Below are 25912 nucleotides of genomic sequence, written 5' to 3' on the forward strand. Positions count from 1 at the left end.
TCCGTCCCGCCCCCCTCGTTGCGGCTTCCCCATGGGAGTGGAGGTTTTACAGCCGCAAAGGTCCCTCGGGCACCGGCATGCCGCCGGCCACCGCGCCCCAGACGGATTGGTCGTAATTCACGATGGCGCCGGTCATCAGGCCCGCGTCGTCTGACACAAGGAAGTTGACCGCCCGCGCGGCCTCTTCGGGGTCGACGAGGCGACCGAAGGGGAGCGCCGCTTGCGCCTTGGCCTCCCAATCGGGGTCCTGTCCGGCCTGAAGCGCGCGTTCATTGTCCGATGCCATCCAGCCGACGTTCAGCTGGTTGACGCGGATGCGGTTGGCCATCACCGAAAACGCCGTATTGGCGGTCAGCGTGGTCAGGGCGCCTTTCGACGCGCAATAGGCGTTGATGAAGGGCTGGCCCGACAGCGCCGAGATCGAGCCGATGTTGCAGATCGCGCCTTGGATGTCCTTGGCGATCATCAGCCGGATCGCCTCTTGCATCAGGAAATAGGGGCCGCGGACATTGGTGGCAAAGAGCGCGTCAAATGTCTCGGGCGAGGTGTCGATGATCGTCCCCCGCGCGGTGGAGGCGCCGGCGTTGACCAGCACATCCAGCCGGCCAAACAGCCGATCGGTCTCGGCGATGACCTTGCGGCAATCCTCGACCTGCGCGAAGTCGGCCTGGACGAAATGCGCCCAGATCCCGTGTTCTTCCGCGATGTGCCGGGCGACCAAGGCGCCGCGTTCGGCATTGCGCCCGGTGACGACGATCCCCTTGGCGCCAGCGGCCGCCAAGCGCCGGGCAATCGCCGCGCCAAGCCCCTGCGTCGCCCCGGTGATGACGCAGACCTTGCCGTCCATGCGGTTCATGGCGCGACCTCATAGCCCGCAGCCGCCATCACCCGCAGCAACTCCTTATGGCCCTTCTTGGCCATCTCCAAAGGCGGAGAGACTTTCGGGTCCTGTTCCGCCTCGACGACGAACCAACCCTCATAGCCCTTGGCGGCCAGAGCCTTGACCAGAACTTCGAAGTCCAAAGACCCATCGCCCGGCACGGTGAAGGCGCCCTTGACCACGGCATCGAGGAAAGACTCGCGGCTGCGGTCCAGACCATCCACCACCTTGGCCCGGATGTCTTTGGTATGGACATGGGTGATGCGGGCGTGATGCTTCTCGATCACCGCCAGATTGTCACCGCCCGCAAAGGCCATATGCCCGGCGTCGAACAGCAAGGGCACGGTGGAGTGCTTCATCAATAGGTCCAGCTCCGCTTCCGTCTCGATCGCGGCGGCCATGTGGTGATGATAGGAAATCGGCATCCCGTTCCCCGCGCACCAATCGGCAAAGTCGCTGATCTTGCGGCCATAGACCGCAATCTCGGCCTCGCTCAGGCGGGGTTTGGTTGTCAGTGGAGCGGACTTCACGCCTTGGACGCTGCGCGCAGTCTCGCCATAGACGATGCAGGGCGCGCCTGCGGCCTTGAAGAAGGCATGTTGCGCGGCGATCCGGTCCTTTTCGACCTCGATATCCCCGTCCAACAACAGGCCCGAGAACCAGCCGCCACAGACCGAGATCCCGTGGCGGGCGAGGATCGGGCCAAGTTCGCCCATATCCATCGGAAAGCGCCGGCCGGTCTCCATGCCGGTAAAGCCCGCCTCGGCGGCTTGACGCAGACATTCTTCCAGCGACACATCGTCCGAGAGTTCGGCCAGGTCGTCATTCCACCAGGCGATGGGGGCAATCCCGAGTTTGGCTTTCAAGATGGGCATATTACACTCCGATACGTTGCTTGGCGCGGATGGCGATTTGTGCCTCGCGCGCTACCTTGACCGTCTCGCGGTCGGACACTTCCGGCACGCCCACATCCCAATCTGCGTCACCGGGGACCCAGGAATAGGCGTCGGTCGTGATGGTGATCAGGGTCGTGCGGTCATTGCCCCGCGCCCAGTCCAAAGCCTCTGCCAGGTCGGCCAGGCTTTCCACCTTGCGCGACAAGGCCCCCATCGAGGCCGCATGGGCCGCGAAATCGACATGCAGCGGGTTGGCCTTGTCGGTGATCCGGCAGTCCTTGAGCAGGTTGTTGAACCCCGGCACGCCCTTGAACTGCTGCAGCCGCGAGATCACCGCATAGCCGCCGTTGTCGCAGACCACGACGATCATCTTGTGACCCGACAGGACCGTCGAATAGATGTCCGAGTTCATCATCATATAGGTGCCATCGCCCAGCATGACGATGGGCGTGCCGCCAAGACCGCCGGGGCCGTCCTGAGCCATTGCACAGCCCCAACCGGCCGCGATCTCATAGCCCATGCAGGAGAAGCCGAACTCCAGATCAAAGGTGTTCGGGTCCTTGACGCGCCAGCCCTTGGCGACCTCGCCGGGGATGCCACCCGCCGCCGCGATCAAGGTGTCATTCGGCGCGGCCCAGTCGTTCACCACATGCACCACCTGCGCATAGGTCGGCACAGGGGCATTGGTGGGCAGCTGGTGGGTGTCCAAGAGCGCGTCCCATTCCGCGAACAAAGCTTTGGCGCGCGGCAGGTGGGCCTTTGGCGCGGCCCAATCGCCCAGGGCGGCGTCAAGCTCGGTGATCCCCTCCAAAGCGTCGCTGACGACGGCAAGCGCGCGGTGCTTCAAGGCGTCAAACCGCGCGGCGTTGATCGCGATGAACCGGGCGTCCTGCGCGAAGGCCGTCCAGGACCCCGTCGTGAAGTCCTGCAACCGCGTGCCGACTGCCAAGATCACATCGGCTTCGGCCGCCAAAGCATTGGCCGAGGTCGAGCCGATGATCCCGATCGGCCCGCAATGCACCGGATCGGCATGGGTCAGGCCGCCTTTGCCCGCGATGGTCTCGACCACCGGGATACCGTGCTTGACCGCAAAGGCCTGAAGCGCGGTTTCCGCACCGGAATAGCGCACACCGCCGCCTGCAATGATCAGCGGGGTCTTGGCGGTCTTGAGCAAAGCCGCCGCCTCGGCCAGGGTCTGCCGATCCGCGCGGGGGCGGGGGATGCGCCAGACGCGCTCTTCGAAAAACACCTCCGGGTAGTCGAAGGCCAGCTCCTGCGTGTCCTGCGGCAGGGCAAGGAAGGCCGGGCCGCAATCGGCCGGGTCCAGCATGGCGCCCACGGCCTGGGGCAAGGACTGGATCAGCTGCGCCGGATGGGTGATGCGGTCCCAATAGCGCGTCACCGCCTTGAAGGCGTCGTTCACGGTCAGCGTCGGGTTGTTGTAGTGTTCGACCTGCTGCAAGACCGGATCGGGCAGGCGGTTGGTAAAGGTATCGCCCGCGATCAACAGCAGGGGCAGGCGGTTGGCATGGGCCGTCCCCGCCGCCGTCACCATGTTAAGCGCTCCTGGCCCGATGGACGAGGTCGCCACCATCAGTTGACGCCGCCGTTTCGCCTTGGCAAAACCGATGGCGGCCAGGGCCATCGACTGCTCATTCTGGCCGCGCCAGGTCGGCAATTGGTCCTGCACGGCCTCCAAGGCCTCGGACAGGCAGGTGACATTGCCATGGCCAAAGATGCCAAAGACGCCGGCGAACAGCGGCACTTTCTCGCCGTCGATCTCGGTCATCTGCGCGCAAAGCCAGCGCACCAAAGCCTGTGCCATCGTAAGGCTGATCGTTGACTGGCCCATGTGAACTCCTCCCTGAGATTTGCCGGAACAATAAACTTGATCATTGAATATTGACAACAACAATCTTATGCAATGATGATTGCGTAAGCGGGTCCGGGATGGATTTTGCAGAAGTGCAGTTGGGGGAGAGAGCCGGGATGTATGAAAACTATGGACTATTCCTCGGGGGTGCCTGGGTGCAGGGCGCCGAGACCGCGGCGGTCTTTTCCCCGGTGACAGAAAAGCCCTTGGGTCTGTGCCCGCAGGCCGGTCTGGCCGAGACCGCCGCCGCCATCGAGGCTGCGGCACGCGGCCTGAAGGCCTGGGGGGCGACGGCCGCCTTTGCCCGCGCCGATGCGCTGCACAAGATCGCCGACGAGATGGCCCGCCGCACGGATGAGGCGGCGCGGATGATCAGCCTTGAGACCGGCAAGCCGATTGCGCAATCGGGCCGCGAATGGGGCCTGAGCGTCGACCAGTTCCGCTGGTATGCCGAGGAAGCCCGCCGGATCTATGGCCGCATCGTCGAATCCCGTGTGCCGGGCGGCCGGTTCGAGATCCACCACGAGCCGGTGGGCATCGTGGCCGCCTTCACCGCCTGGAACTTCCCCGCCGCCCTGATCGCGCGCAAGGTGGCGCCCGCGCTGGCTGCGGGCTGTTCGGTCATTGTCCGGCCCTCAAGCCAGACGCCGGGCGTGGCCATGGTCATGGTCGATTGCTGCCGGGCGGGGGGCTTGCCGGAGGGGACTTTGGGCCTGGTGGTCGGGCCGACTGCGACGACCTATGCGCCGATCATGGCGGACAAACGGGTGCGCAAGGTGTCGTTGACGGGCTCGACAAGGGTGGGTCAGCAGATGATCCGCGACGCGGCCGCCACGCTGAAAAAAGTCTCGATGGAGCTGGGCGGCAACGCCCCCGTCATCATCTATGACGATGCCGACCTGGAAGGCGCCCTGAACCTTGCCGTGCCGACCAAGTTTGCCAATGCGGGCCAGGTCTGCGTGACGGGCGACCGCTTTTATGTCCATGAGAGCCTGCATGACGCCTTTGTCGCGGGCTTTGCCGCGAGGGCCGAGGCGATCAAGCTGGGCGATGGCCTGGACCCAACGGTGGGCATGGGGCCGCTGATCAACGCAGGCCGCCTGGCCGAGATGGAAAAGATCGTGGCAGGCGCCGAGGCCGCGGGCGCGCGCCTGGTCACCGGCGGGGCACGGGCGGGCTTTAACGCGGGCCATTTCTATTTGCCCACGGTTCTGGCCGATTGCTCTGACGACATGGCGGTGATGGCCGAGGAAAACTTCGGCCCCATCGCGGCCATCACCCGTTTCCGCGACGAGGATGAGGTTCTGGCGCGCGCCAACAGCACCGATATGGGCCTGTCGGCCTATGCGTTCACGACCAACCCCGGGCGCGCGCGCCGCACCGTGGCGGGGCTCAAGGCCGGGATGGTGGGGATCAACTCCTTTGCCATGGCGGCCTCTGAGGCGCCCTTTGGCGGCACCAACCACTCTGGCATGGGGCGCGAGGGCGGCACGGAAGGCATCCGCGATTACCTGGACGTCAAATCCTCACAGGTGGTCTGGGCATGATCGCGAACCGTCTGAAAGCTTTGTGGGCCGAGGGGAAACCGGCGATCAACGGGTGGTGTTCCATCGGCAACCCCTTCACCGCCGAGATCATGGCGGCGCAGGGGTTTGATTCTGTGACCATCGACATGCAGCACGGCGCTTTGGATTATTCGGCCGTCCTGCCGATGTTCCAGGCGATGCGGGCCAGCGGTGCGGTCCTGATGGCCCGCGTGCCCTGGAACGAGCCCGGGGTGATCATGAAGGCGCTGGACGCCGGCGCCTATGGCATCATCTGCCCGATGGTGAACACCGCCGAGGATGCGGCGGCTTTCGTGCGCTGCCTGCGCTATCCGCCGCATGGCGAGCGCAGCTTTGGCCCGACCCGGGTCAGCTTTGCCGCCGGTGCGAATTACGCCGGCGAGGCCAATGACAACATGATCGGCCTTGCGATGATCGAAACGGCGGAGGCCTTTGCCAATGTCGATGCCATCGCGGCGACCCCGGGGCTGGACGGGCTTTACATCGGCCCCGCCGACCTGACGCTGTCCCTGACCCAAGGCCGCCTGGCCCCCGGCTTTGACCGCGAAGAGCCAGAGATGATTGCCGCCATCCAGACCATCCTGGCTGCGGCGAAAAAGGCCGGCATCCGGGCGGGCATCCATTGCGGGACGCCGGATTATGCCGCGAAAGCCATCGGCTGGGGCTTTGATCTGACCACGGTGGGCGGCGACAGTCGCTTTCTGGCGGCGGCGGCGGGGGCTGCGGTGACGAAGTTCCGCGAGTTGACCAAGGGCACCGCAAAAACCGAAGGGGGGGCTTATTGATGCCGCATCTTCTGGTGGCGGGGAAACTGCATCCTTCGGGGCTGGACCTTCTGCGCGGCTCTGGCCTCAGCTTTGATTACTTTGAGGCGATCACCGAGGCCTCCTATCAAGAGGCCCTGCCGCGTGCCGATGCCTTGGTGATCCGGACCCAACCCCTTTCGGCGGCATCGGTCGCCAAGGCGCCGGGGCTGAAGATCGTCTCGCGTCATGGCGTGGGCTATGATGCGGTGGATGTCGCGGCGCTGAACGCGCGGAACATCCCGCTGTGCATCGTGGGGGATGTGAACTCGGCCGGGGTTGCCGAACATGCGATGATGCTGATCCTGGCGGCCTCCCATCGGCTGATCGCGGCGGACCGGGCGACACGGGCGGGGAATTGGGGCTGGAGGAACGGCTTGCAAACCCATGAGGTTGCAGGGAAAACCCTGCTGATCCTCGGCTTTGGCCGCATCGGGCGGCATCTGGCGGGCATGGCGCGGGCCTTTGGCATGAAGGTCACGGCCTATGACCCTTTCGTCACCGATTGGCCCGACCTGGCCACCCGCGTCACCGACCTTGAGGCGGGGCTAGCGCTCGCCGATGCGGTGTCCTTGCACCTTCCGCGCGCCGACCGCTGCATCCTGGGGGCGGCTCAGCTTGCCGCGATGAAGCCCGGCGCCGTCGTCGTCAACACGGCGCGGGGGGGCCTGATCGACGAGGTGGCCCTTGCCGCAGCCCTGCAAAGCCACCTCGGCGGCGCGGGAATCGAGGTCTTTGACGCCGAGCCGCCAAGCCCGGACCATCCCCTCTTTGGGCTGGAAAACGCCATCCTCACCCCGCACAATGCTGCCCTGACCGTGGAATGTGCCGAGCGCATGGCCCTGGCTTCGGTGCAGAACGTGCTTGATTTCTTTGCGGGGCGGCTGGACCCCTCGCTGATCGTGAACAAGGTATCCTGATGAAAAAGCGTCTGAACATCGGCCTGATCGGCACCGGCTTCATGGGCAAGGCCCATGTCTATGGCTTTACCTCGGCCCCCAAGGTCTTTGATCTGCCCTTCGATCTGCACCTGCACACCGTGGCCGACATCACCCCCGAGGCGGCCGAGCGCGCCCGTCAGGCCCTGGGCTTTGAACAGGCCACCGCCGATTGGCGCACGATCATTGCGGACCCCGCGATTGACGTGGTCTCGATCACCGCGCCCAATGCGTTGCACAAAGAGATGTCCTTGGCCGCCATCGCTGCGGGCAAGCATGTCTATTGCGAAAAGCCGCTGGCGCCCTTGGCCAAGGACGCTTTGGAGATGACCTTGGCCGCCGAGGCCAAGGGCGTGAAAACGCAAGTGGGCTTCAACTACCTCTGCAACCCGATGCTGGCTCTGGCCCGCGACATGATCCAGGCCGGAGAGCTGGGCGAGATCCGTGGCTATCGCGGCATCCACTGCGAAGACTACATGGCCGACCCCTCGGGCAACTGGACCTTCCGCCACGACCCGGCGGGCGGCGGCGCTTTGGCCGATATCGGGTCCCATGCGCTGGCCACGGCCGAGTTCCTCTGTGGCCCCATCACCCGTGTCATGGGCCATTGTGTCACCATGATCCACGAACGCCCCGACGGGCGGGGTGGGCGCAAAGCGGTCACCGTCGACGACCTTGGCCGCGCCTTCCTGCGCTTTGAAAACGGCGCCAGCGGGTCCATCGAGGGCAACTGGATCGCCACGGGCCGCAAGATGCAGCATGACTTCGAGGTCTATGGCACCAAGGGCGCCCTGGCCTTTTCGCAGGAACATTTCAACGTCTTGAACTTCTTCAACACCCAAGACCCCAAGGGCCGCCAGGGCTTCCGCCGCATCGAGGCCTCGCCAGATCACGCGCCCTATGGGTTGTTCTGCGTGGCAGCAGGCCACCAACTGGGCTTCAACGACCTCAAGGCCATCGAGGTGGCGGGCTATATCCAGGCCATCGGCGGCGCGGCGGAGCCCTTCAACTTCCGCAAGGGCCTGCGCATCCAAACCCTGATCGAGACGATCCAGGCCTCCTCGCGCGAGGAACGCTGGATCGACGTGGCATGATCGCCGTTGGTGTCATAGGCCTTGGCGTCATGGGGGCCGACCACGCCCGCCTGTTGCGTGACGAGGTGCGCGGCGCCTATCTGGCCGCCACCTGCGACCCGGTGCGAGATTGCACTCACAGCGACCCGCTGGAGCTGATCCATGCGGTCGATGCCGTGGTCATCGCCAGCCCCGACGCGACCCATGCCGGCCTTGCGCTGGCCTGCATCGCGGCGGGCAAGCCGGTGCTCTGCGAAAAGCCGCTGGGGGCCACCTCTGCCGAGGCTTGGGAGGTGGTGCAGGCCGAAACCACCCTTGGCCGCCGTCTGGTGCAAGTGGGTTACATGCGCCGCTTTGACCCGGCTTACCTTGCGATGAAGGCCTGTGACATCGGCCCGCCTGCGCTGTTGCACAACATCCACCGCAACGCCCAGGCGCCCGATTGGTTCACCGGCGCCATGCCGATCACCAACTCTCTGGTCCACGAAATCGACATCTCGCGCTGGATGCTTGACGACGAGATCACCGAGGCCCGGGTGGTGGGCCAAGATCCGATGCTTGTGACGATGCGGACGGCCAAGGGCGTGCTGATTTCCACCGAGGTCTTCATGAACGCGGCCTATGGCTATCACGTCCATGCCGAACTGGTGGGGCGTCGCGGCACGGTCGCCATGGCGCAGCCCACCCGCATTGTCACCAACCGTGAGGGCCATCACGGCCATGGCTACCCGATGAACTGGGTGCCGCGCTTTGCGGAGGCCTACCGGGCGCAGATGACGGCCTTTGTGGCCGGTGTGGCCTCGGGCGTGCTGCCCGGTGCCACGGCCTGGGACGGCTATGCTGCAACGGCGATTGCCGAACAGATCATCCCGGGCCTGGCCTCTGGCTTGGCCCAGACCATCAGCCTTCCCGCCAAACCATCGCTTTACGAGGCTTGAGATGAAGCTTGCCATCAACCGGACCTGCGCGCCGGGGCTTTCCTTGCCCGACTTCATCGCGCTGGCCCAACGGGCGGGCGTCAGTGCCGTCGAGATCCGGGGCGACATCGAGGGCCGGGAGTTCGCCGATGGCACGCCTGCCGCCGCACTTCGCGCCCGGCTGGCCGATGCGGGTCTGGTCGTGGCCTCGGTCAATGCGCTGCAACGCTTCAACGACTGGTCCTCCGCCCGCGCCGAGGAGGCCCGCCGCCTGGTGGCCTATGCCGCTGACCTGGGCGCGCCGGGTCTGGTCCTGTGCCCCGTCCACACGCCCGAGACCTGGGACGACCCCGCCGCCAAGCTGCGCGAGGGGCTGGCGGCCCTGGCGCCGATCCTGCGCGCGCATGGCATCAAGGGCTATGTCGAGCCCTTGGGCATGACACATTCGACGATGAAGCGGCAGGACATGGCCGTGGCGGCGGTCTCGGCGATCGACGGTTGGGACTGCTATCAGCTGTGTTATGACACGTTCCAGTTCTTTCGCTGCGGCGATGACCTTCTGTTTCCTCAGCATATTGGCCTCGCGCATATGTCCGGCATCACTGCCCCGGGCGCGCCCGGCGATCTGACCGAGCCCGACCGTGGCCTGATCTTCCCGGGCGACCGGGTGGGCAACATCGCCCAGCTTCAGGCGCTGCGGGCTGCGGGATATGCGGGCTTCGTCTCGATGGAGCCCTTCTCGCCCAAGGTGCAAAACGACCCCGACCTGGCCCAGCACCTGCGCGCCAGCCTGGATTACGTCCAGGCCCTGATCTAAGGTCAAACCGACTCGGCCGGGCTGGCCCAGACCTGCACCGCCGGCGCAAGGGCGGTCTGCTCCGCGGGCGGCGCGTCCGGCCTGACAAAGACGGGCAGCCTGGCAAAGACGGGCAGCCTGGCAAAGTTGGGCAGCCTGGCAAAGACGGGCAGCGTCATGGCCGCCCCCCGATCATCTCGGCCGCCTTTTCCGCGATCATCACCACCGAAGAGGCGGTGCGCCCCGACACGACCCGCGGCCTGACCGAGGCATCGACGACCCGCAGCCCCGCGATCCCGCGCAGGCGAAGGTGCGGATCGACGACGGAACCCGCATCTGCCCCCATCCGGCAGGTGCCGACCGGGTGAAAGATCGTGGTCGCGATGTCGCCGGCCTTGGCGGCCAAGGCCTCATCGGTCTGAAAGTCGGGCCCGGGCAGTCATGCTTGCGGCGTATGGGGCGCCAGGGCCCGCGCCGTCGTAATCGCCCGCGCCTGACGGATCGAGGCCACGGCGATGGAACGGTCATTGTCGGTCGACAGGTGGTTCGGGCGGATTTCGGGCTGGACCTTGGGGGCGCGGGTTGTGGCATGGACATGGCCCACCGACGTCGGCCGCAGGTTCTCGCGCACCTCGGCCAGGTCATGCAGCGGCGTGATCCCCAAACCCGCCAACCGCGCCGATTGGCCGATCCCCGAAAGCTCCAGCAATTTCGGGCTGTTGAGCGCACCTGCCGAAAGGATCACCTCGCCCCCCGCGCGGGCCTGATGGACCGCCTGCAGGATCGGCCAGGACAGCCTTTGCCGGGCGACCCGCCATTCGCCCCCCGCGCCATCCAAGGGGCTTTCGCCGCCCCAGTGATCCTCAGACCTGCGAAAATGGGGCAAGACGTCGTCCCAGCCCCAGCCCGCACAGCCCAGCATGATCAGCCTTTCGGTGCGGCCCCGCCTTGCAGCGGGGCCAAGGGGCTTAGCGGCCCGCCATATAGGTCTCCAGCACGAAGCTTTCGGCATTCGCCTGGGTGATCACGGCAAAGCCAGTGTCCACAAAGGGGATCTGCATCGGATTGTAGCCCGAGACCTTATAGTCGTTGAACGGGTCGATCAGGCCGGGATGCGCGCCAAGGAAAGTGTTCATGAAACCCACTAAGCCCTGGATGCCCTGGTTCGGGTTCAAGGCCATATGGATATTGCCGGCCTTGATCTCTTCCAGCGTCGTCGGCGTGATATCGGCGTGCAGGATCAGCACCTTTTCGCCCGCGGCCTTGACCGCGGCCACGGCGCCCTCGGCGGAGCCCGCCTCGGGAATCCACAGTGCCGCGAGGTCGGGGTTGGCCTGCAACATGGCCGAGACGGCGGTGAAGGCCGCGTTCGGCTCCTGGTTCGTGGCCTGACACCCCACCAGTTTCATGTGGGGATAGGTCTTTTCCATACAGGCGATCAGGGCCGTCACGCGCAGGTCATGGTTGGACTGGCCGGGGTTCTCCAGCACGGCATATTCGGCCGCGTCGCCCCCCATCTTGACGATCTCTTCGGCGGCGAATTTCGCCTCGGCCAGGTTGTCCGAGGTGACATAGGCGGTGCGCTTGGACTTCGGGCTGTCGGCGGCAAAGGTCGTGACGGACACGCCGCTGTCCACCGCCCGGTTGATCGGGTCGATGAAGGGATCGGACTGCATCGGGTGCAACAGGATGCCCTTGGGCGCGGTCACGAGGTCTTGTTCAAAGGACGCGATCTGTTTGGTGATGTCATAATCCGGCGTGCCGGAGAAGACAGCGGTGCAGCCCAAAGCCTGGGCCGCCTGTTTGAAGCCCTCGAAATCCGGGACCCCATAGGGGTGGCCCATCATCACATAGGGTTCGCCGGGCTCACCGCGCAAACCGCCTTCGGCCTGGGCCGCCGTGGTCATGGCCGTGCCCAACAGGGCGCCCAGCACCAGTCCCTTCAGATCGTTCATTCGTTCCGTCCTCGGCGCCTGGCGCCATCCCTGCAATTTTTTCGCAAGTCGACAGACATTGCAAGAACTTGGATCGAGGGAGATTCCGGCCCGGTCAAAGGGGATCAGGAAAAATCCCGTTTCGTGAAATTTATTTCGGCGCGGGGGAGGGCGGCGGGGTTTGGGGTGTCGACGGGATGGGGGGCAAGCGTGCAGAGCGCAAACCGGCCGGGGCATCAAAGGGCGGGGCACCAGTAGGCCGGGGGGCAGTCAGCTGGGGGGCCATAAGAAAGGGGCGCCAGGTTCAGAAAACCCGGCCGAAGTAATCCCTGCGGCCACGCAAACCAAGCCGCAAGACCCTTGGGCTCAGGGCCGGACCGCGACCGCGTTTTCGGCCGCCTGAACCCGCAGGCTGGCGATCTGGCCCAGCTGGTAAAAGCTGAGCGCCGCGGCGGCGGTGACTTGGCGGCTGACCTCGGGGCCGGGGCCGGTGGTGGCCTCGGGCGCGCGGATGCGGAATTCAAACACCTTGACGCCCTCGGCGTCGACCGGCAGGCCCACCAGCTCGGCGTCGTAATAGCCCTGCGCCTCCATCACGCCGGTGGCGCGCAGGATGACCCCGGTCGAGGTCTCTTCGACCGTCACATCGGTGATGCGGTCCATGAAGCCGCGGCTGTCCTCCGGGACAGTAAAGCCGGTCGCATCGACGACCTGGGGCCGGCGCCGGAACCAGTTGACCGGGTTGAGCCTGCCGCCACACGCCGCGAGCGTCAGAAGCCCGCCCAATATGATGATCCGCCGCTGCATCCACGTCTCCCTTTGGGTCTGAGTATCCCATGGCGGGCGGCTTGAAAAGCGCCGGCTTTACCTTGGGACCGGCAGGGATTATCCCGGGGGCGCAGGAGGGTCCCATGGCCACAGACACATTCGAAGAGCTTGCCGAGACTTTCGCCTTCCTGGACGATTGGGAAGAGCGTTACCGCCATGTCATCGAACTGGGCAAGGCCATGCCGCCGCTGGAAGAGGCCTTCAAGGTCCCCGCGCTGAAGGTGCAGGGCTGTGCCAGCCAGGTCTGGCTGCGGCCCCTGGTGGCAGAGGGGCGCTTTGACTTTCAGGGCGAGTCGGATGCGATGATCGTGCGCGGGCTGATCGCGGTGCTGCATGCGCTGTATTCGGGCCTGACGCTGCCTCAGGTGCTTGCGGTCGATGCGGTGGCCGAACTGGGGCGGCTGGGTCTGAACGACCACCTGTCGGCGCAAAGGTCGAACGGGGTGCGCGCCATGGTGCAGCGCATCCGCGAAACGGCGGCAAGCGCCGGGTAAGGCTGGCGCAAAGCCGCCCCCGGGCTTGACCCGGGGCCTCGATGGTGGTTCTGGGCCTTGGGGGGCGCAAAAAGGTCGAGGTCCCGGGACAGGCGGTCCCTGTGCTAAAGCGCCGCGCAGGCCGCCCGCAGCCAGACAAGCGCGCCCTCTGACACCCGCGGCCCGATGAGCGTCAGAACCTGCGCATGATAGGCGTCCAGCCACTCACGCTCGGCCGGGGCAAGCCGGTCGACCAGGATCAGCCGTCGGTCCAGCGGCACGAAGGTCAGCGTCTCGAAGGCCAATTGGTCGCGCATGTCGCCCAGGGCGGGCGCCTCTTCGACCACGATCAGGTTCTCCAGCCGGATGCCAAAGGCGCCCTCGCGGTAATAGCCGGGCTCGTTGGACAGGATCATTCCGGGCTCGAACGGGACCTCCGACACGCGCGAAAGCCGCTGCGGCCCCTCATGCACCGACAAAAACGCGCCCACCCCATGCCCGGTGCCATGGTCGAAATCCTGGCCCGCCACCCAAAGCGGATAGCGCGCCACAGGGTCAAGGTCGCGCCCCGCAAGCCCCCGCGGCCAGCGCAGGCGCGAGATCGCCACCATGCCCTGCAACACGCGCGTATAGCACGCCCGCGCCTCATCGCCTGGATCGCCCATCGCCACGGTGCGGGTGATGTCCGTCGTCCCGTCCAGATATTGCGCGCCGGAATCCACCAAAAGCAGCGTATCGGTCCCCACCGTCCGGTTCGTCTCTTGCGTCACACGGTAATGCATGATGGCGCCATGCGGCCCCGCGCCGCAGATCGTGTCAAACGAGATGTCGTGAAAGGCATTGGACGCGCGCCGAAAGCCCTCCAGCGCCACGACGACGTCAATCTCGGTCAGGCCCGGATGGGGCTGATCCAGCCAGGCCAGGAATTCGACCATGGCCGCCCCGTCGCGCAGATGCGCCGCGCGCATCCCCGAAAGCTCGGCCGCGTTCTTGCGCGCCTTGGGCAGGCGGCACGGGTCATCGCCCCAGACGCAATCCGCCACAGCCAGGGACACCGCCAAAGGCGCCGTCCCCTTGTCGACGCGCACGCGGCCCGCGAGGCCCCTCAAAGCTGCCTCGAACCCGTCCGGAGCCTCAAGGACGACATCCCCCAGATGCGCCCGGACCCCGTCATCCAGCTTGGCCGCATCGACAAACAACCGCACCCCCCCATCCGCCCCCAGAATGGCAAAGCCCTGCACCACCGGGTTTTTCGGCACATCCGCCCCGCGGATGTTCAACAACCAGCAGATCGAGTCGGGCAGGGTGATGACCGCATGATCCTGCCCCAGATCGCGCAGGCCCGCCGCCAGTCGCGCCCGTTTGGCCGCCGCGGATTCCCCGGCGAATTCCAACGGATGGACAAAGACCCGCCCCACCACCGGCCCCGGCTGCCCCTCCCAGATCGCATCGACCTGGTTGGCCACGGCCTTCAACGTCACGCCCGAGCCCGCCAAGGCCGCCTCGATCCGCGCCACCTCGTCGGCCGTATGCAGCCAGGGATCAAACCCCACAACCCCCGCCGCCAGCTTCTCGCGCAGCCACTCCCCCGCCTTGACCTCGGGCCAGGGCACCGGGGTATAGGCCCCCAAGTCCACCTGCCCCTTGACCTGCGTGCGATAACGCCCGTCGATGAAGACCCCCGCCACATCGGGCAAGACCACCGCAAAGCCGGCCGAGCCCGTGAACCCGGTCAGCCACTGCAACCGCTCATCCCGGGCCGTGACATATTCGCCCTGATGCACATCGGCGCGCGGCACAAGGAAGCCCGAAAGCCCCTCGCGCATCAACTGCGCCCGAAGCAAAGCCAACCGCCCCGGCCCCTGGTCCGGCGAAGCATGGCTGTCAAAGGTCTGGAACATCACGCCCCCATTCATCTTTTCATAAATATCCCACGGGAGGGTCCGGGAGGGTGTGAAACCCTCCCGGGGCGTCCTCAGGCGCTCCGCTTGGCCTTGAAGGCCCGCTCGCGCTTTTTGGCATCGACCTCGAACAGCCCCGCCAGCTGTTCCGTCATCGCGCCGGCCAGCTGTTCCGCATCGGTGATCGTGACCGCGCGCTGGTAATAGCGCGTGACGTCATGGCCGATGCCAATGGCGATCAGTTCGACCGCGCGGCGCTTTTCCACCATGGCGATCACATCGCGCAGGTGCTTTTCCAGAAAATTCGCCGCATTGACCGACAGGGTCGAATCATCGACCGGTGCGCCGTCGGAAATCACCATCAGGATCTTGCGCTGTTCGGGCCGCGCCATCATCCGGCGATGCGCCCATTCCAGCGCCTCGCCGTCGATGTTTTCCTTCAAAAGGCCTTCCTTCATCATCAGCCCAAGGTTGGGCCGCACCCGCCGCCAGGGCGCATCGGCGGATTTATAGATGATATGGCGCAGGTCGTTCAGCCGCCCCGGACCCGAGGGCCGCCCGCTGGCCAGCCACCTTTCCCGAGATTGCCCGCCCTTCCAGGCCCGGGTCGTAAAGCCCAGGATCTCGACCTTGACGTTGCAGCGCTCCAGCGTCCGGGCCAGAACATCCGCACAGATCGCGGCAATCGAGATCGGACGGCCGCGCATCGAGCCCGAATTGTCCAGAAGCAACGTCACGCAGGTGTCGCGGAATTCGGTGTCCTTTTCCCATTTGAACGACAAAGGCGTCGTCGGGTTGGCCACCACACGGGCCAGACGGCCGGCATCCAGCACGCCTTCCTCCAGGTCGAACAACCAAGACCGGTTCTGCTGCGCCTGCAAGCGGCGTTGCAGCTTGTTCGCCAGCCTGGAAACTGCGCCCTTCAGGGGGTCCAGCTGCTGATCCAGATAGGCGCGCAGACGCTCCAGCTCGGCCGGTTCCGCCAGCTCTTCGGCGCGAATCTCCTCGTCGAAATCGGTCGTATAGACGGCATAGGTCGGATCGGCGTCGGAATGGGGCGCGGGCGGCGGAGGCTCCATCGGCGCCTCACCCTCGGGGAGTTCGGCCTCCTCGCCCTGTTCGACGTCGCTGTCCTCCATCGTCACCTGAGCTTGGGATTCGTCCTGTTCCTCTTCCTGCGCCTGTTCGGGGCTGGCCTCGGCCTCGTCGGAGTCCTCGGCATCCTGGCCCGCTTCTTCGGGTCCGTCTTCCTCTTCCTGCTCGGCGCCCTCGTCGGTCGGGTCGTCGCGGTCGGGGTCATCGCCCAACTGGTCGCCATACCCAAGGTCCGAGATCACCTTGCGCGCCAACCGCGCAAAGGCCGCCTGATCGGCCAGCACATCGTCGATATTCGAAAGCGTGCCCGCCGCCTGTTCCTCGATGAACCCGCGCCACAGGTCCATGACATGAGCCGCCGATTTCGGCAGGTCGCGCCCGGTCGCAAGGTGGCGCACCAGATAGCCCGCCGCCACCGGCAAGGGCGCATCGGACGCCGTGGTGATCTGGCCATAGCCCTTGCGGTCGGCCTCATGGGCGATCTTGGCGTCGATATTGGTCGCGGTGCCCGGCATGGCGCGCGCGCCCACGGCCTCGCAGCGCGCGACCTCCATCGCGTCGTAAATGTCGCGGGCCAGCTGCCCGGTGGGGGCATATTTCGCCGACAGCGCCTCGTTGTGATACTTGCGCCGCAGGGCAAAGGCATCCGCCGTCCCGCGTGCCAAAAGCACCTCGTCCCGCGTCATGCGGCGACTGACCTGGGGCAGACGCACGCCCTCTTTGTTCATGCCCGCAGGATCGACGGAATATGTCACCGTCATCTCGGGGTCATCGGCCATGGTGCGCGTGGCATCGGCCAGCGCTTTCTTGAACGGATCAGCGGGGTTGTCGGTGGGCTTGCTCATGCCCGCCAGACTGCACCCGCGCGCTTGCGAGTGCAAGAGCAGCGCCGCCGCCCAAGGCCGCTCCCGCCCGGGTTTTGCAGGGCTCTCTTTCCCCCGCGTAGCCCGGGGTATACCCCGGGTCTTTGTGCGCAAATGCACAAGCCCCGCGCCAACACAGTGAATTGAGCGAAAGGGGCAACAGGGCTATGTTCACCCCAAGCAACCAATCAAGGAACGCCAAATGTCCAAGCCCAAGATCGCTGTCATCGTCGGTTCCACCCGTCCGACCCGTTTTGCCGATATCCCCACGGCCTATATCGTCGACAAGGCCAAGGCCCATGGCGGCGTCGACGTCGAGGTCGTCGACCTGCGCGACTATCCGATGCCCTTCTTTGACGAAATGGCGTCGAATGCCTGGATGCCCTCGGTGAACCCGGTCGCCCAAGCCTGGCAGAAAAAGCTGGCCGAGTTCGACGGCTATATCTTTGTCGTGGCGGAATATAACCGCTCGATCACCGGCGTGCTGAAGAACGCGCTGGATCAGGCCTATGTCGAATGGGCGAAAAAGCCCCTGGGCATCGTGGCTTACGGCTCGGTCGGCGGCACGCGTGCGGCCGAACACCTGCGCAACATCGGGGTTGAACTGCAGATGGTTCCGGTCCGTCATGCCGTCCATATCGGCGGCGGCGACTTTTTCCGCGTCCATCCGGGCTTTGGCGGTTCGGGCAACCTGGCCGATATCGAAGCCTCGATCGGGGCCGGCGCCCAGTCGCTGTTGGACGACATGACCTGGTGGGGCAATGCCACCAAAGCCGCCCGCGGCTAAGCCTTTTGAAACGTCGGAAAGGGGGGCTTTGCGGCCCCCTTTTTCAGGCCTGGGGCAAAAGCCGCAGACAGGATTTCACTTGGGCCATGACCCGCAGCCGCAAGGCGGGGTGGCCCGCGAACGCCGCCCGTTGCAGCGCCTGCGCCGTGGCGGCCTTGGCCTCGATCCGCAGCGCCAGGCTGCGCCGGGCTTGACCCGGCGCCTGAACAGAGGACAGCAGATCGGTAAAGGCATCGCGCTGCTTTTGCGTCTGGTCGGCGGCAGGGTCCTGCATCAGCCACTGATGTTCCATCAAAGCCGAAAGCCGGCCGGTGCAGATGGCGAAGGTCCGCAAGGGATCGCACAGGCCGGGCAGGGCGCCGGACACCAGCACCACAAGGCCGAAAACAATGATGCGTCGCTTGCCCATAAGCAAGAGACTGCGCCTGATTCCCTATTCTTCGGTAAATCACCCGCGCTTAGCGGCACCAGTCCATCTTGCGCTTGGGCACATAGACCACGGCAAGCCCCGAGGCCAACATGACCTCGGTCAGATCGCGCCCCGCCACCTCGACCCAGGCCAGATCGCGGCCATAGCGGTCCTGGCCTTTGAAGGTCACGCCCGTCACCGGCCCTGCGGCCACAAGCCCCTCCATCAGCCGCGTGGCCTCCAGCCCCATCGCCTTTTCCGAGGCGCATTTCGGGCTGTAGATTTCGGGCGTGTCATAGCCCAGCAGCCGGACCTTATGCTTGGCCCCGTCACAAATCATGTGCAGCGTGTCGCCATCCGTGACCTTGGTCACGTGGCAGGCGGGCGCGGCAAAACCTGCAGATGCAAGCAAAACCGCGCAAGCGGCGAGAATGAAACGCATGTGACCTACCCCATGGACGCGACCCCTCGCGCCTTGGGAGAGGATGGGGGCCCGGGCGCGCGGCTGCAAGGGGATGGGGCGGAGTTTAGAGGCTTTACGGGGCGCTGGGTGGCAGGATTTGTCACCGCAAGGTCGCAGTTCCGGGCCTAGCCCATGGTCCGGTGGGGAGGAGGTGAAAGCCGCTCCGCCTTGCCCCGCAAAGCAAAACCCGGGGTTTACCCCGGGCTACGCTGTGGACGCAGAGCGCGCTTCTGCACGATCGCTGTCTTTTGGCTTGCGTGGCCCGGAATAGAACGCGGGGCTTTTACTTCATCGCCTGGCTGGCGGCCGACTCGGGCAATTCCTCGCCAAAGCAGCGCTGGTAGAATTCGGCGACCGTTTGCCGTTCAAGTTCGTCGCATTTGTTCAGGAAGGACAGGCGGAAGGCATAGCCCACATTGCGGAAAATCTCTGAGTTCTGCGCCCAGTTCAGCACGGTGCGCGGAGACATCACGGTCGACAGATCGCCGTTCATGAAGGCCGTCCGGGTCAGGTCGGCGACCGTCACCATCTGGTTGATCGTCTTGCGACCCTTTTCCGTGTTGTAATGCGCGTTTTTCGCCAGGACGATGGCGGCTTCGGCATCATGCGAAAGGTAGTTCAGCGTGGCGACCAAGGACCACCGGTCCATCTGCGCCTGGTTGATCTGCTGGGTGCCGTGATAGAGGCCCGTCGTATCCCCAAGACCCACGGTGTTCGCGGTGGCGAACAGGCGGAAGGACGGGTGGGGGGTGATGATCTCGTTCTGGTCCAGCAGGGTCAGCTTGCCGTCATGCTCCAGCACGCGCTGGATGACGAACATGACATCCGCCCGCCCCGCGTCGTATTCGTCGAACACGATGGCCACGGCGTTGCGCAAAGCCCAGGGGAGAATCCCCTCGTGGAACTTCGTCACCTGCTTGCCGTCTTCCAGCTTGATCGCATCCTTGCCGATCAGGTCGATCCGGCTGATGTGGCTGTCCAGGTTGACCCGCACGCAAGGCCAGTTCAGCCGCGCCGCAACCTGTTCGATATGCGTGGATTTCCCCGTGCCATGATAGCCCTGGATCATCACGCGGCGGTTATAGGCAAAGCCCGCCAGGATCGCCAACGTCGTATCGGGGTCGAATTTATAGGTCGGGTCGATCTCGGGCACGCGGTCGGTGCGCTCGGCAAAACCCTTTACCCGCATCTCGGTGTCGATCCCGAAGACATCGCGGACAGAGATTTCTTCGGTCGGTTTCATCACGGTATCCAGCATCTTGACGCGCCCAAATCTGTTGCGCCCCAACCTTTGACCCATAAGCCCAACAGGTGCAAGAGGGGCGGCGTTTACAGGCCCGGCGCCAGGCGTTAGTCATGACAGATAGATAACAGCCGCGAGCCCTTCGTGACGCCCAAAACATTGACCGAAACGACCCATTCGCTTTTGACCCGGACGCTGGCGCAGGGCGCCTCGCCTGACAGCCTGGCCGCGTCGCTGCGCATCCTGTGCAAATGGCGCGCCCAGCTGATCGGCAACACGATCCAGGCCCGCGACGGCGCCACCGTCCAGCACGGCCCCTTTGCCGGCATGAGCTTTTCGACCCGCTCGACCGAGGGGGCGCGGGCGGCGCGGCTTTTGGGCGCCTATGAGGCCAGTTTGATCCCGGTCATCGAAGAGATCGTGGCGCGCGATTACCCGTTGATCGTCGATATCGGCTCAGCCGAGGGCTATTACGCGGTGGGCCTGGCGCTTCGGATGCCGGGGGCGCGGGTGCTGGCGCGCGACGCCTCGGACCTTGCGCAGCGCGCCTGTCGGTCGTTGGCGCTGGAAAACGGCGTGGCCGACCGGGTCGAGGTCGGTGGGCTGTTCAGCCATGACGATTTCCAGGCCCTGCAGGGTCCGCGTCTGGTGATTTGCGACATCGAGGGGGCCGAGGTCGATCTTCTGGACCCCGACCGCGCGCCCTCGTTGCGCCAGACCGATATCCTGGTCGAATGTCATGACGGGTTGGTCGACCGCGCCACCCAGCGGTTGACCGAACGCTTTGCCGACAGCCATGACATCACACGCATCGAACGCGCCCTGGCGGGCGACTGCATCCCGCCCTGGATGGATGCCTTCAGCGACATCGACCGGCTTTTGGCCCTGTGGGAATGGCGCGCGGGCCCGACGCCCTGGCTGTGGATGAGGGCGAAATGACCACCAATGCGGCGATCTTTTATGCCTCGGACGGCTATCGGCCGGGCGACAAGGGCATCAACGGCCGCCGCGTGGCGGGGGAAAGCTTTCTGCGCGGCTTCGTCTCCCATGCCGAGGTCGATGAATTCGTCATCCTAACCAAGTCGAACCCCGAGGCCGAAGAGGTCCGCGCCCTGGTCAAGGCGCACCGCCCGGAAAAGTCCCTGCGGCCGGTGGGCTTTTTGCGGCCCGCCCAAATCGCCCCCTGCGAGGTGCTGTATTACCCCGCCGCCAATATTGCGGGCGAAAGCTGGCGGCGGGCGGACAGCGGGACGGGGGCCTGGGCGATCTGCGGGCTGACGCATACGACATCGACCCAGGGGATCATGAACGGTTTCTTTGATCTGCGCATGGCGCCGGTCATGGCATGGGATGCGGTGATCTGCACCTCACGCGCGGTTCAGGCCTCGGTTTCGACCCAGATGGACCTGATCGACGCCCATATCCGCCAAAGGTTCCAGACCGAGCCCCCGCCGCGGCCGATGCTGCCGGTGATCCCGCTGGGCGTTCATTCGGGCGATTTCATCCGGGACGAGGCGGCGCGGGCCGCCTTGCGCGACAGGCTGGGGGCGGGGCCGGATGACGTTGTCTTTGTCACCATCGCGCGCCTGACCCCGCATGAGAAGTTTGATCCGGTGCCGATTTATCTGGCGATGCAGGCGGCTCAGGCGCAGTTGGGCGACCGCAAGCTGCATGTCGTCTTTTGCGGCCAGTTCAAGCATGACTATGCCCGCAAGGTCTTTGCCGAGGGCGCCGCGCGGTTGATGCCGGATGTGGGCTATCTGGAGCTGGACGGGGCCAGCGCGTCGGACCGCAAGATGACGCTGTCGGGCGGCGATGTCTTTTTGTTCATGATCGACAATATCCAGGAGACCTTTGGCCTTGCGCCATTGGAGGGGATGGCGGCGGGCTTGCCGGTTCTGGCCTCGGATTGGGATGGGCTGAAGGATACGGTGACGCCAGAGGTGGGCTTTCGCGTGACATCCCGGATGCTGCCGCCTGGGCATATGGTGAATGAAAGCCTGCGCTTTCAGGGCGGGATCGACGAATACACCCAATATTGCGCGGCCGTGTCGGCCATGACCGAGCTGGACATGGCCGAGATGGTGGCCCGCATCCTGGACCTGGCGCGCGGCCCCGGGCTTCGGGCGCGGATGGGGCAGGCTGCGGCGCGGCGCGCGCGCGAGGTCTATGACTGGAAGGCGGTCATTCCGCAGATGCAGGCGCTTTGGGGCGAACAGGCCGCGATGCGCCGGGCGGCGGGGGGGGCGGCCTACCGGATAGCGGGGGTGGGCCTGCCGATTGCGCCCTCGCCCGGGTTGCTGTTCGGGTCCTATCCAAGTGCCGCGCTAGAGCCCGCGCGCGAGGTCTATGTGGCCAATCCCGCCGCCGGGGACCTGACCGCGATCCTGGCCTTGCGGAATTATCAGGGCCTGAACCGGATCTTTGCCGAACCCGCCCAGATTGCCGCGGTGCTGGAGGCGGTCAAGGCCGGAGAGGGCCGGGTGACGGCCCTGGCCCAAACGGTCAAGCTGCCGCAACTGGTGGTTGAGCGCGTGGTGATCTGGCTGTTGAAATACGATTTCATCCGGCGCGGCCCTGCCGACTGACAGGTGGTCAAGGTGGCATGATGCCCGGGGGGCAACCCGGGCTTCGGGGGCCAAAAGCGCAACAGGGGGCGGCCCGATCCGGGCGGCCTCAGTCCTTGAAAAACCGCGAATCCTTGATCTGGTCCCAGGCCCAGACGACCTGCTGCAGCTTTTCTTCATCCGCGCGGTTGCCGCCGTTCATGTCAGGATGAAGATCCTTGACCAAGCTTTTGTATTGCTTGCGAATTTCCGCCTTGGTCCAGGTGTCGCGGGCGTCCATGATCTCTAGCGCCTTGCGTTCGGTCGGCGGCAGTTTGCGGGTCGAGACCGCAGCCACGGGGGCCGATTTCGTGGCCTTGTCGCCCAAAATCTCCAACGGGTCATTCACCCCCAGCCGCGCCCAGGAATTGCCGTCGTCCTTGCGCGAGAAGGGCTTGGTCTCACGCTCCCACAAACGATCACGCTCTTGCAGGGCTGCGAATTCCTCGGCCGTTGCCGTGCCGAAGTAGTTCCACTTCAGGTTGTATTCCTTGATGTGGTCTTTGCAGAACCAATAGAACTCATCCAGCACATCGGGGGATTTCGGCGCGCGAAAGGCGCCCTTCAGCTTGCAGCCCGGGAAATCGCAGGCGCGGTTGGCCACCTCGGAGGCGCCGGTCATGCCGCGGCGGCCCGTCGTTTTCTTGGCTTTGGCCGAAGAGACGCGGATATCGAACTCGAAAGGGGCTTTGGACATGGGCTGCTCTTTTTTGGACTATTGCCGACAGGACGTTCCGAGTCGGGCCTTTTCGTTCTGGGGCCATAAGGATAGGACATTTCGCAGGACTTTGAAGGGGGCAGATGAAAATGGCGCTAAAGGACGAGATCGAGGCGCGTTTGCGGGCGGCTTTTTCGGTGACAGAGCTGCGGGTGGACAACGAAAGCCACAAGCACGCCGGCCATTCGGGCGATGATGGCACCGGGGAAAGCCATTTCGCGATCTATCTTCGGGCGGGCGAATTGGCGCCGATGGGCCGGCTGGCGCGGCACCGCGCGGTGCAGGCGGCCTTGGGCGACATCCATCAGCGGCTCCATGCCCTTGCGATGGATCTGGGGTGACGGGAGCGGCGGGGTGAACCCCGCCCTACGGGATTTCCGCTTGCAGCCGGACCCCGGGCCGCCTAAACAAACGCCGGTTTTAACGCCGGGCAGGGCCTGGCCGCAGGGGGGAGGCGCGATGCCGCTTCTGGTGATGAAATTCGGCGGGACCTCCGTCGCCAATCTGGACCGCATCGCAAATGCGGCCCGAAAGGTGCAGGAAGAGACCGCAAGGGGCTACAGCGTCATCGTCATCGTCTCGGCCATGTCGGGCAAGACGAACGAGCTGGTGGGCTGGGTCGAGGGCACGTCCAAGCTTTACGACACCAAGGAATACGATGCGATCGTATCCAGTGGCGAGAATGTGACGGCGGGGCTTTTGGCGCTGCGGTTGCAAGAGATGGGGATTGGCGCGCGGTCCTGGCAGGGCTGGCAAGTGCCGATCAACACGACCGATGCCCATTCGACGGCGCGGTTCGTGTCGATCCCGCGTGAGAATATCGACACGGATTTCGCGGGCGGCAACAAGGTTGCGGTCGTGGCGGGGTTTCAGGGCGTGACCGAGGCCGGGCGCATCACCACTTTGGGTCGCGGCGGGTCGGATACGACCGCGGTGGCCTTTGCCGCGGCCTTTGAGGCGGAACGCTGCGACATCTACACCGATGTCGATGGGGTCTATACGACCGACCCGCGCATCGTCTCCAAAGCCCGCAAGATGGAGAAGATCGCCTTTGAAGAGATGCTGGAGCTGGCATCTTTGGGCGCCAAGGTCTTGCAAACCCGCTCGGTCGAGTTGGCCATGCGCTATAAAGTGCGGCTGCGGGTTCTGTCCTCGTTTGAGGATACGGATGAAACTTCGGGAACGCTCGTCTGTGACGAGGAGGAAATCATGGAATCGAAAGTCGTCTCTGGTGTCGCGTTCAGCCGTGATGAAGCGAAAATGACCCTGGTGCGGGTTGAGGATCGCCCGGGCGTCGCCGCGGCCATCTTTGGGCCCTTGGCCGATGCCCAGGTGAACGTCGACATGATCGTGCAGAACATCTCGGAGAAGGTGGCGGGCGATACCAAGCTTTACACCGACATGACCTTTTCGTTGCCGGTCAATCAGGTCGAGCGGGCCAAGAAGGCGTTGGAAGACAGCCGCGCTTCGGGGGCTGTGACCTATGCCGAGCTGATCACCGATACGGAAACCGCCAAGGTGTCGGTCGTGGGGATCGGGATGCGGAGCCAGGTGGGCGTGGCGGCCAAGATGTTCGCGGCCCTGGCTGCGGAGAACATCAACATCAAGGTCATCACGACGTCCGAGATCAAGATCTCGGTGCTGATTGACCGGAAATATATGGAACTGGCGGTGCAGACGCTGCACGACACGTTTGATCTGGAACAGGCCTGAGGCTGAAGCTGTGACGGCGGCTTTCCTTTCGGCTTTTGCGCCCTGACGGGCCGCAAAAGCCGAAAGGAGGGGCGCCCCTGCGGGGCGCTGAAGCAAAAGCAACAAAGGGCGCCTTGTGGCGCCCTTTTCCTTTGGATCAGGGGTTCGGGCGTGGTTTGGGGGGTGCGGGCTTTGCCTATGCCGGGCTTTGCCTTCAAAGGTCCCGCCGTCCCGCGCGCGGCCTTTCAGGCCGGGCTTGGTTCGGCGGGAGGGGGCGCGCCCCTGCGGGGCGCGAAGAAGAGAGGGGCGAAGCGCGGGCCGCGGCCTTCGGCCTCGGCCCGGCGCTTTTTCCGGCGGCCCGAGCGCAGCAGGACCACGGTCGAGCCCACGACATTGGCCACCTGTTCATAGGCCACCCGGCGTTGGTCCGACCCGCTGGCCGAGCGCAAAAGCACCAGCTGCGTGTCCTCGATGATCCCCGCCGCCACGTTCAGATCGGCACTGGCGCGCACCGGGGTCAGCGGCTCGGACGGCGCCCGGCGGCCTGTGCGGCCCGAGATCGTCGGCTTTGCGCTGTCCTGGTTCTTTTCAACCCATTCCGACAGCCTTTGACCGCCCCCCAGCAGCGCATTGCGCGCCTTGCCATAGCCGCCGCGCCAGGGCAGCGTCGAGCCGATCCGTTTGTAGGCCTGGGCGATGCAGTCGGGGATATAGCCCGGCTCATAGCGCGTGCGGCACCAGCGGTTGGCCTCTTCGATCTCGGCCAAAAGCGCCTTGGTCGCCTCGGGCGTGATGCCCACGGCATCGGCGGGCACGCCAGCGGGCGGGGGCTCTTGCGCCGGATCGCGGTCGCTGGAGCCATAGGCATCGTCTTGCTGCCCCGTATCCTCGCCCGTATCCGGTATCGTCGGTTCCTCGGACACCTGGCCGCCGCTGCATGCGGTGGAACAGCCGCCCTCGGGCAGGCTTTGCACCAGGACCAGCGGCAGTTTGGTCCCGGCCCCAGCAGGGGTTGGGGGCAAGGGTGTCAGGGCGAAGGCGGTTGCCAGGTTGGGCAGCAAGAGGCCCAAGGCCAGGGCAAGGGGGAAAAGGGCGCGAGTCATCATGGCCTCGATCAATGGAATGGCGTCAGGATACATGGCGCGGGGTCAGGCGTCCA

General features: G+C 65.3%; 25 protein-coding genes and 1 pseudogene. 12 read left to right on the top strand and 14 right to left on the bottom strand.

Translation table 11 applies throughout. The features are described from left to right. Positions 1-46: 46 nt before the first annotated feature. Genes NX862_RS13525 through iolD form a run of 3 tightly spaced genes read right to left on the bottom strand, consistent with a single transcriptional unit; the run spans position 47 to position 3628 of the window. Complete coding sequence (locus tag NX862_RS13525; protein WP_264494451.1) at positions 47-856, bottom strand: SDR family oxidoreductase; 810 nt, start codon at positions 854-856, stop codon at positions 47-49. Further along, positions 853-1755, bottom strand: coding sequence for a myo-inosose-2 dehydratase (gene iolE, locus NX862_RS13530; RefSeq protein WP_264494452.1), 903 nt, complete (start codon positions 1753-1755; stop codon positions 853-855). The genes NX862_RS13525 and iolE overlap by 4 nt, the downstream gene beginning before the upstream one ends. 1 nt (position 1756) lies before the next feature. Further along, a complete protein-coding gene (gene iolD, locus NX862_RS13535; RefSeq protein WP_264494453.1) occupies positions 1757-3628 on the bottom strand; it encodes a 3D-(3,5/4)-trihydroxycyclohexane-1,2-dione acylhydrolase (decyclizing) in 1872 nt (623 codons plus the stop codon). A gap of 137 nt (positions 3629-3765) precedes the next feature. Between iolD and NX862_RS13540 the strand changes: the two genes are divergently transcribed. From NX862_RS13540 to NX862_RS13565, 6 genes are read left to right on the top strand one after another with little or no spacing between them, the layout of a single operon-like run. Next, on the top strand, positions 3766-5196 hold the full coding sequence (locus tag NX862_RS13540) for an NAD-dependent succinate-semialdehyde dehydrogenase (RefSeq protein ID WP_264494454.1): 1431 nt from the start codon (positions 3766-3768) through the stop codon (positions 5194-5196). Further along, a complete protein-coding gene (locus tag NX862_RS13545; protein WP_264494455.1) occupies positions 5193-5999 on the top strand; it encodes an HpcH/HpaI aldolase family protein in 807 nt (268 codons plus the stop codon). The genes NX862_RS13540 and NX862_RS13545 overlap by 4 nt, the downstream gene beginning before the upstream one ends. Further along, entirely contained in the window at positions 5999-6937 is a 939-nt protein-coding gene (locus tag NX862_RS13550; protein WP_264494456.1) for a hydroxyacid dehydrogenase, read from the top strand. The genes NX862_RS13545 and NX862_RS13550 overlap by 1 nt, the downstream gene beginning before the upstream one ends. After that, positions 6937-8049, top strand: coding sequence for a Gfo/Idh/MocA family protein (locus tag NX862_RS13555; protein ID WP_264494457.1), 1113 nt, complete (start codon positions 6937-6939; stop codon positions 8047-8049). The genes NX862_RS13550 and NX862_RS13555 overlap by 1 nt, the downstream gene beginning before the upstream one ends. Next, positions 8046-8966, top strand: coding sequence for a Gfo/Idh/MocA family oxidoreductase (locus NX862_RS13560; RefSeq protein ID WP_264494458.1), 921 nt, complete (start codon positions 8046-8048; stop codon positions 8964-8966). The genes NX862_RS13555 and NX862_RS13560 overlap by 4 nt, the downstream gene beginning before the upstream one ends. A gap of 1 nt (position 8967) precedes the next feature. Next, a complete protein-coding gene (locus NX862_RS13565; protein WP_264494459.1) occupies positions 8968-9762 on the top strand; it encodes a TIM barrel protein in 795 nt (264 codons plus the stop codon). Between the two features lie 2 nt (positions 9763-9764). On the opposite strand, the gene NX862_RS13570 is transcribed toward NX862_RS13565, so the two are convergent. The 4 genes and pseudogenes from NX862_RS13570 to NX862_RS13585 form a co-directional block, all read right to left on the bottom strand. Beyond that, on the bottom strand, positions 9765-9920 hold the full coding sequence (locus NX862_RS13570; protein ID WP_264494460.1) for a hypothetical protein: 156 nt from the start codon (positions 9918-9920) through the stop codon (positions 9765-9767). Continuing rightward, positions 9917-10660, bottom strand: a pseudogene (locus tag NX862_RS13575) (GMC family oxidoreductase); the annotation flags it as partial. The gene NX862_RS13570 and the pseudogene NX862_RS13575, both read right to left, overlap by 4 nt. Positions 10661-10709: 49 nt before the next feature. Beyond that, on the bottom strand, positions 10710-11696 hold the full coding sequence (locus NX862_RS13580; protein ID WP_264494461.1) for a substrate-binding domain-containing protein: 987 nt from the start codon (positions 11694-11696) through the stop codon (positions 10710-10712). Positions 11697-12041: 345 nt separating this feature from the next. Then, positions 12042-12482 (bottom strand): hypothetical protein, encoded by a 441-nt coding sequence (locus tag NX862_RS13585; protein ID WP_264494462.1) that lies wholly within the window; start codon positions 12480-12482, stop codon positions 12042-12044. 104 nt (positions 12483-12586) lie between these two features. Here NX862_RS13585 and NX862_RS13590 point away from each other — a divergent pair, with 104 nt between their 5' ends. Next, positions 12587-12997: a SufE family protein gene (locus NX862_RS13590; protein ID WP_264494463.1), complete on the top strand. Its 411-nt coding sequence runs from the start codon at positions 12587-12589 to the stop codon at positions 12995-12997. 104 nt (positions 12998-13101) lie between these two features. Here the strand turns inward: NX862_RS13590 and NX862_RS13595 are convergent, their stop codons facing one another. Continuing rightward, entirely contained in the window at positions 13102-14877 is a 1776-nt protein-coding gene (locus NX862_RS13595) for an aminopeptidase P family protein (RefSeq protein WP_264494464.1), read from the bottom strand. Positions 14878-14951: 74 nt separating this feature from the next. Continuing rightward, the gene (gene cobT / locus NX862_RS13600; protein ID WP_264494465.1) at positions 14952-16817 is read right to left on the bottom strand and encodes a cobaltochelatase subunit CobT; all 1866 of its coding nucleotides are present in this window, start codon (positions 16815-16817) and stop codon (positions 14952-14954) included. A 220-nt stretch (positions 16818-17037) separates the two neighbouring features. Here cobT and NX862_RS13605 point away from each other — a divergent pair, with 220 nt between their 5' ends. Continuing rightward, positions 17038-17622, top strand: a complete 585-nt coding sequence (locus NX862_RS13605; RefSeq protein WP_264494466.1) for an NADPH-dependent FMN reductase — start codon at positions 17038-17040, stop codon at positions 17620-17622. Between the two features lie 43 nt (positions 17623-17665). On the opposite strand, the gene NX862_RS13610 is transcribed toward NX862_RS13605, so the two are convergent. The 3 genes from NX862_RS13610 to cobS form a co-directional block, all read right to left on the bottom strand. Continuing rightward, the gene (locus NX862_RS13610; RefSeq protein ID WP_264494467.1) at positions 17666-18031 is read right to left on the bottom strand and encodes a hypothetical protein; all 366 of its coding nucleotides are present in this window, start codon (positions 18029-18031) and stop codon (positions 17666-17668) included. Between the two features lie 49 nt (positions 18032-18080). Next, positions 18081-18404 carry a thermonuclease family protein gene (locus tag NX862_RS13615; protein ID WP_264494468.1) on the bottom strand — a complete coding sequence of 108 codons (324 nt, stop codon included), beginning with the start codon at positions 18402-18404 and terminating at the stop codon, positions 18081-18083. 373 nt (positions 18405-18777) lie between these two features. After that, positions 18778-19794, bottom strand: a complete 1017-nt coding sequence (gene cobS, locus NX862_RS13620; protein ID WP_413694572.1) for a cobaltochelatase subunit CobS — start codon at positions 19792-19794, stop codon at positions 18778-18780. Positions 19795-19881: 87 nt separating this feature from the next. On the opposite strand from cobS, the gene NX862_RS13625 reads away from it, so the two are divergent. Both NX862_RS13625 and NX862_RS13630 read left to right on the top strand, forming a co-directional pair. Next, the gene (locus NX862_RS13625) at positions 19882-20676 is read left to right on the top strand and encodes a class I SAM-dependent methyltransferase (protein WP_264494470.1); all 795 of its coding nucleotides are present in this window, start codon (positions 19882-19884) and stop codon (positions 20674-20676) included. Continuing rightward, positions 20631-22325 carry a glycosyltransferase family 4 protein gene (locus NX862_RS13630; RefSeq protein WP_264494471.1) on the top strand — a complete coding sequence of 565 codons (1695 nt, stop codon included), beginning with the start codon at positions 20631-20633 and terminating at the stop codon, positions 22323-22325. Before NX862_RS13625 ends, NX862_RS13630 begins: the two co-directional genes overlap by 46 nt. A gap of 88 nt (positions 22326-22413) precedes the next feature. On the opposite strand, the gene NX862_RS13635 is transcribed toward NX862_RS13630, so the two are convergent. Then, a complete protein-coding gene (locus tag NX862_RS13635; protein ID WP_264494472.1) occupies positions 22414-23040 on the bottom strand; it encodes a J domain-containing protein in 627 nt (208 codons plus the stop codon). Positions 23041-23144: 104 nt separating this feature from the next. On the opposite strand from NX862_RS13635, the gene NX862_RS13640 reads away from it, so the two are divergent. Together NX862_RS13640 and NX862_RS13645 are read left to right on the top strand one after the other, a co-directional pair. Beyond that, complete coding sequence (locus tag NX862_RS13640) at positions 23145-23402, top strand: BolA family protein (protein ID WP_319800883.1); 258 nt, start codon at positions 23145-23147, stop codon at positions 23400-23402. A gap of 118 nt (positions 23403-23520) precedes the next feature. Beyond that, complete coding sequence (locus NX862_RS13645) at positions 23521-24774, top strand: aspartate kinase (protein ID WP_264494473.1); 1254 nt, start codon at positions 23521-23523, stop codon at positions 24772-24774. Between the two features lie 224 nt (positions 24775-24998). Here NX862_RS13645 and NX862_RS13650 read toward each other — a convergent pair whose 3' ends face one another. After that, positions 24999-25856 carry a hypothetical protein gene (locus NX862_RS13650; protein WP_264494474.1) on the bottom strand — a complete coding sequence of 286 codons (858 nt, stop codon included), beginning with the start codon at positions 25854-25856 and terminating at the stop codon, positions 24999-25001. Between the last annotated feature and the right edge of the window lie 56 nt (positions 25857-25912).

This window comes from Stagnihabitans lacustris (assembly GCF_025950525.1).
GTDB lineage: Bacteria > Pseudomonadota > Alphaproteobacteria > Rhodobacterales > Rhodobacteraceae > Stagnihabitans.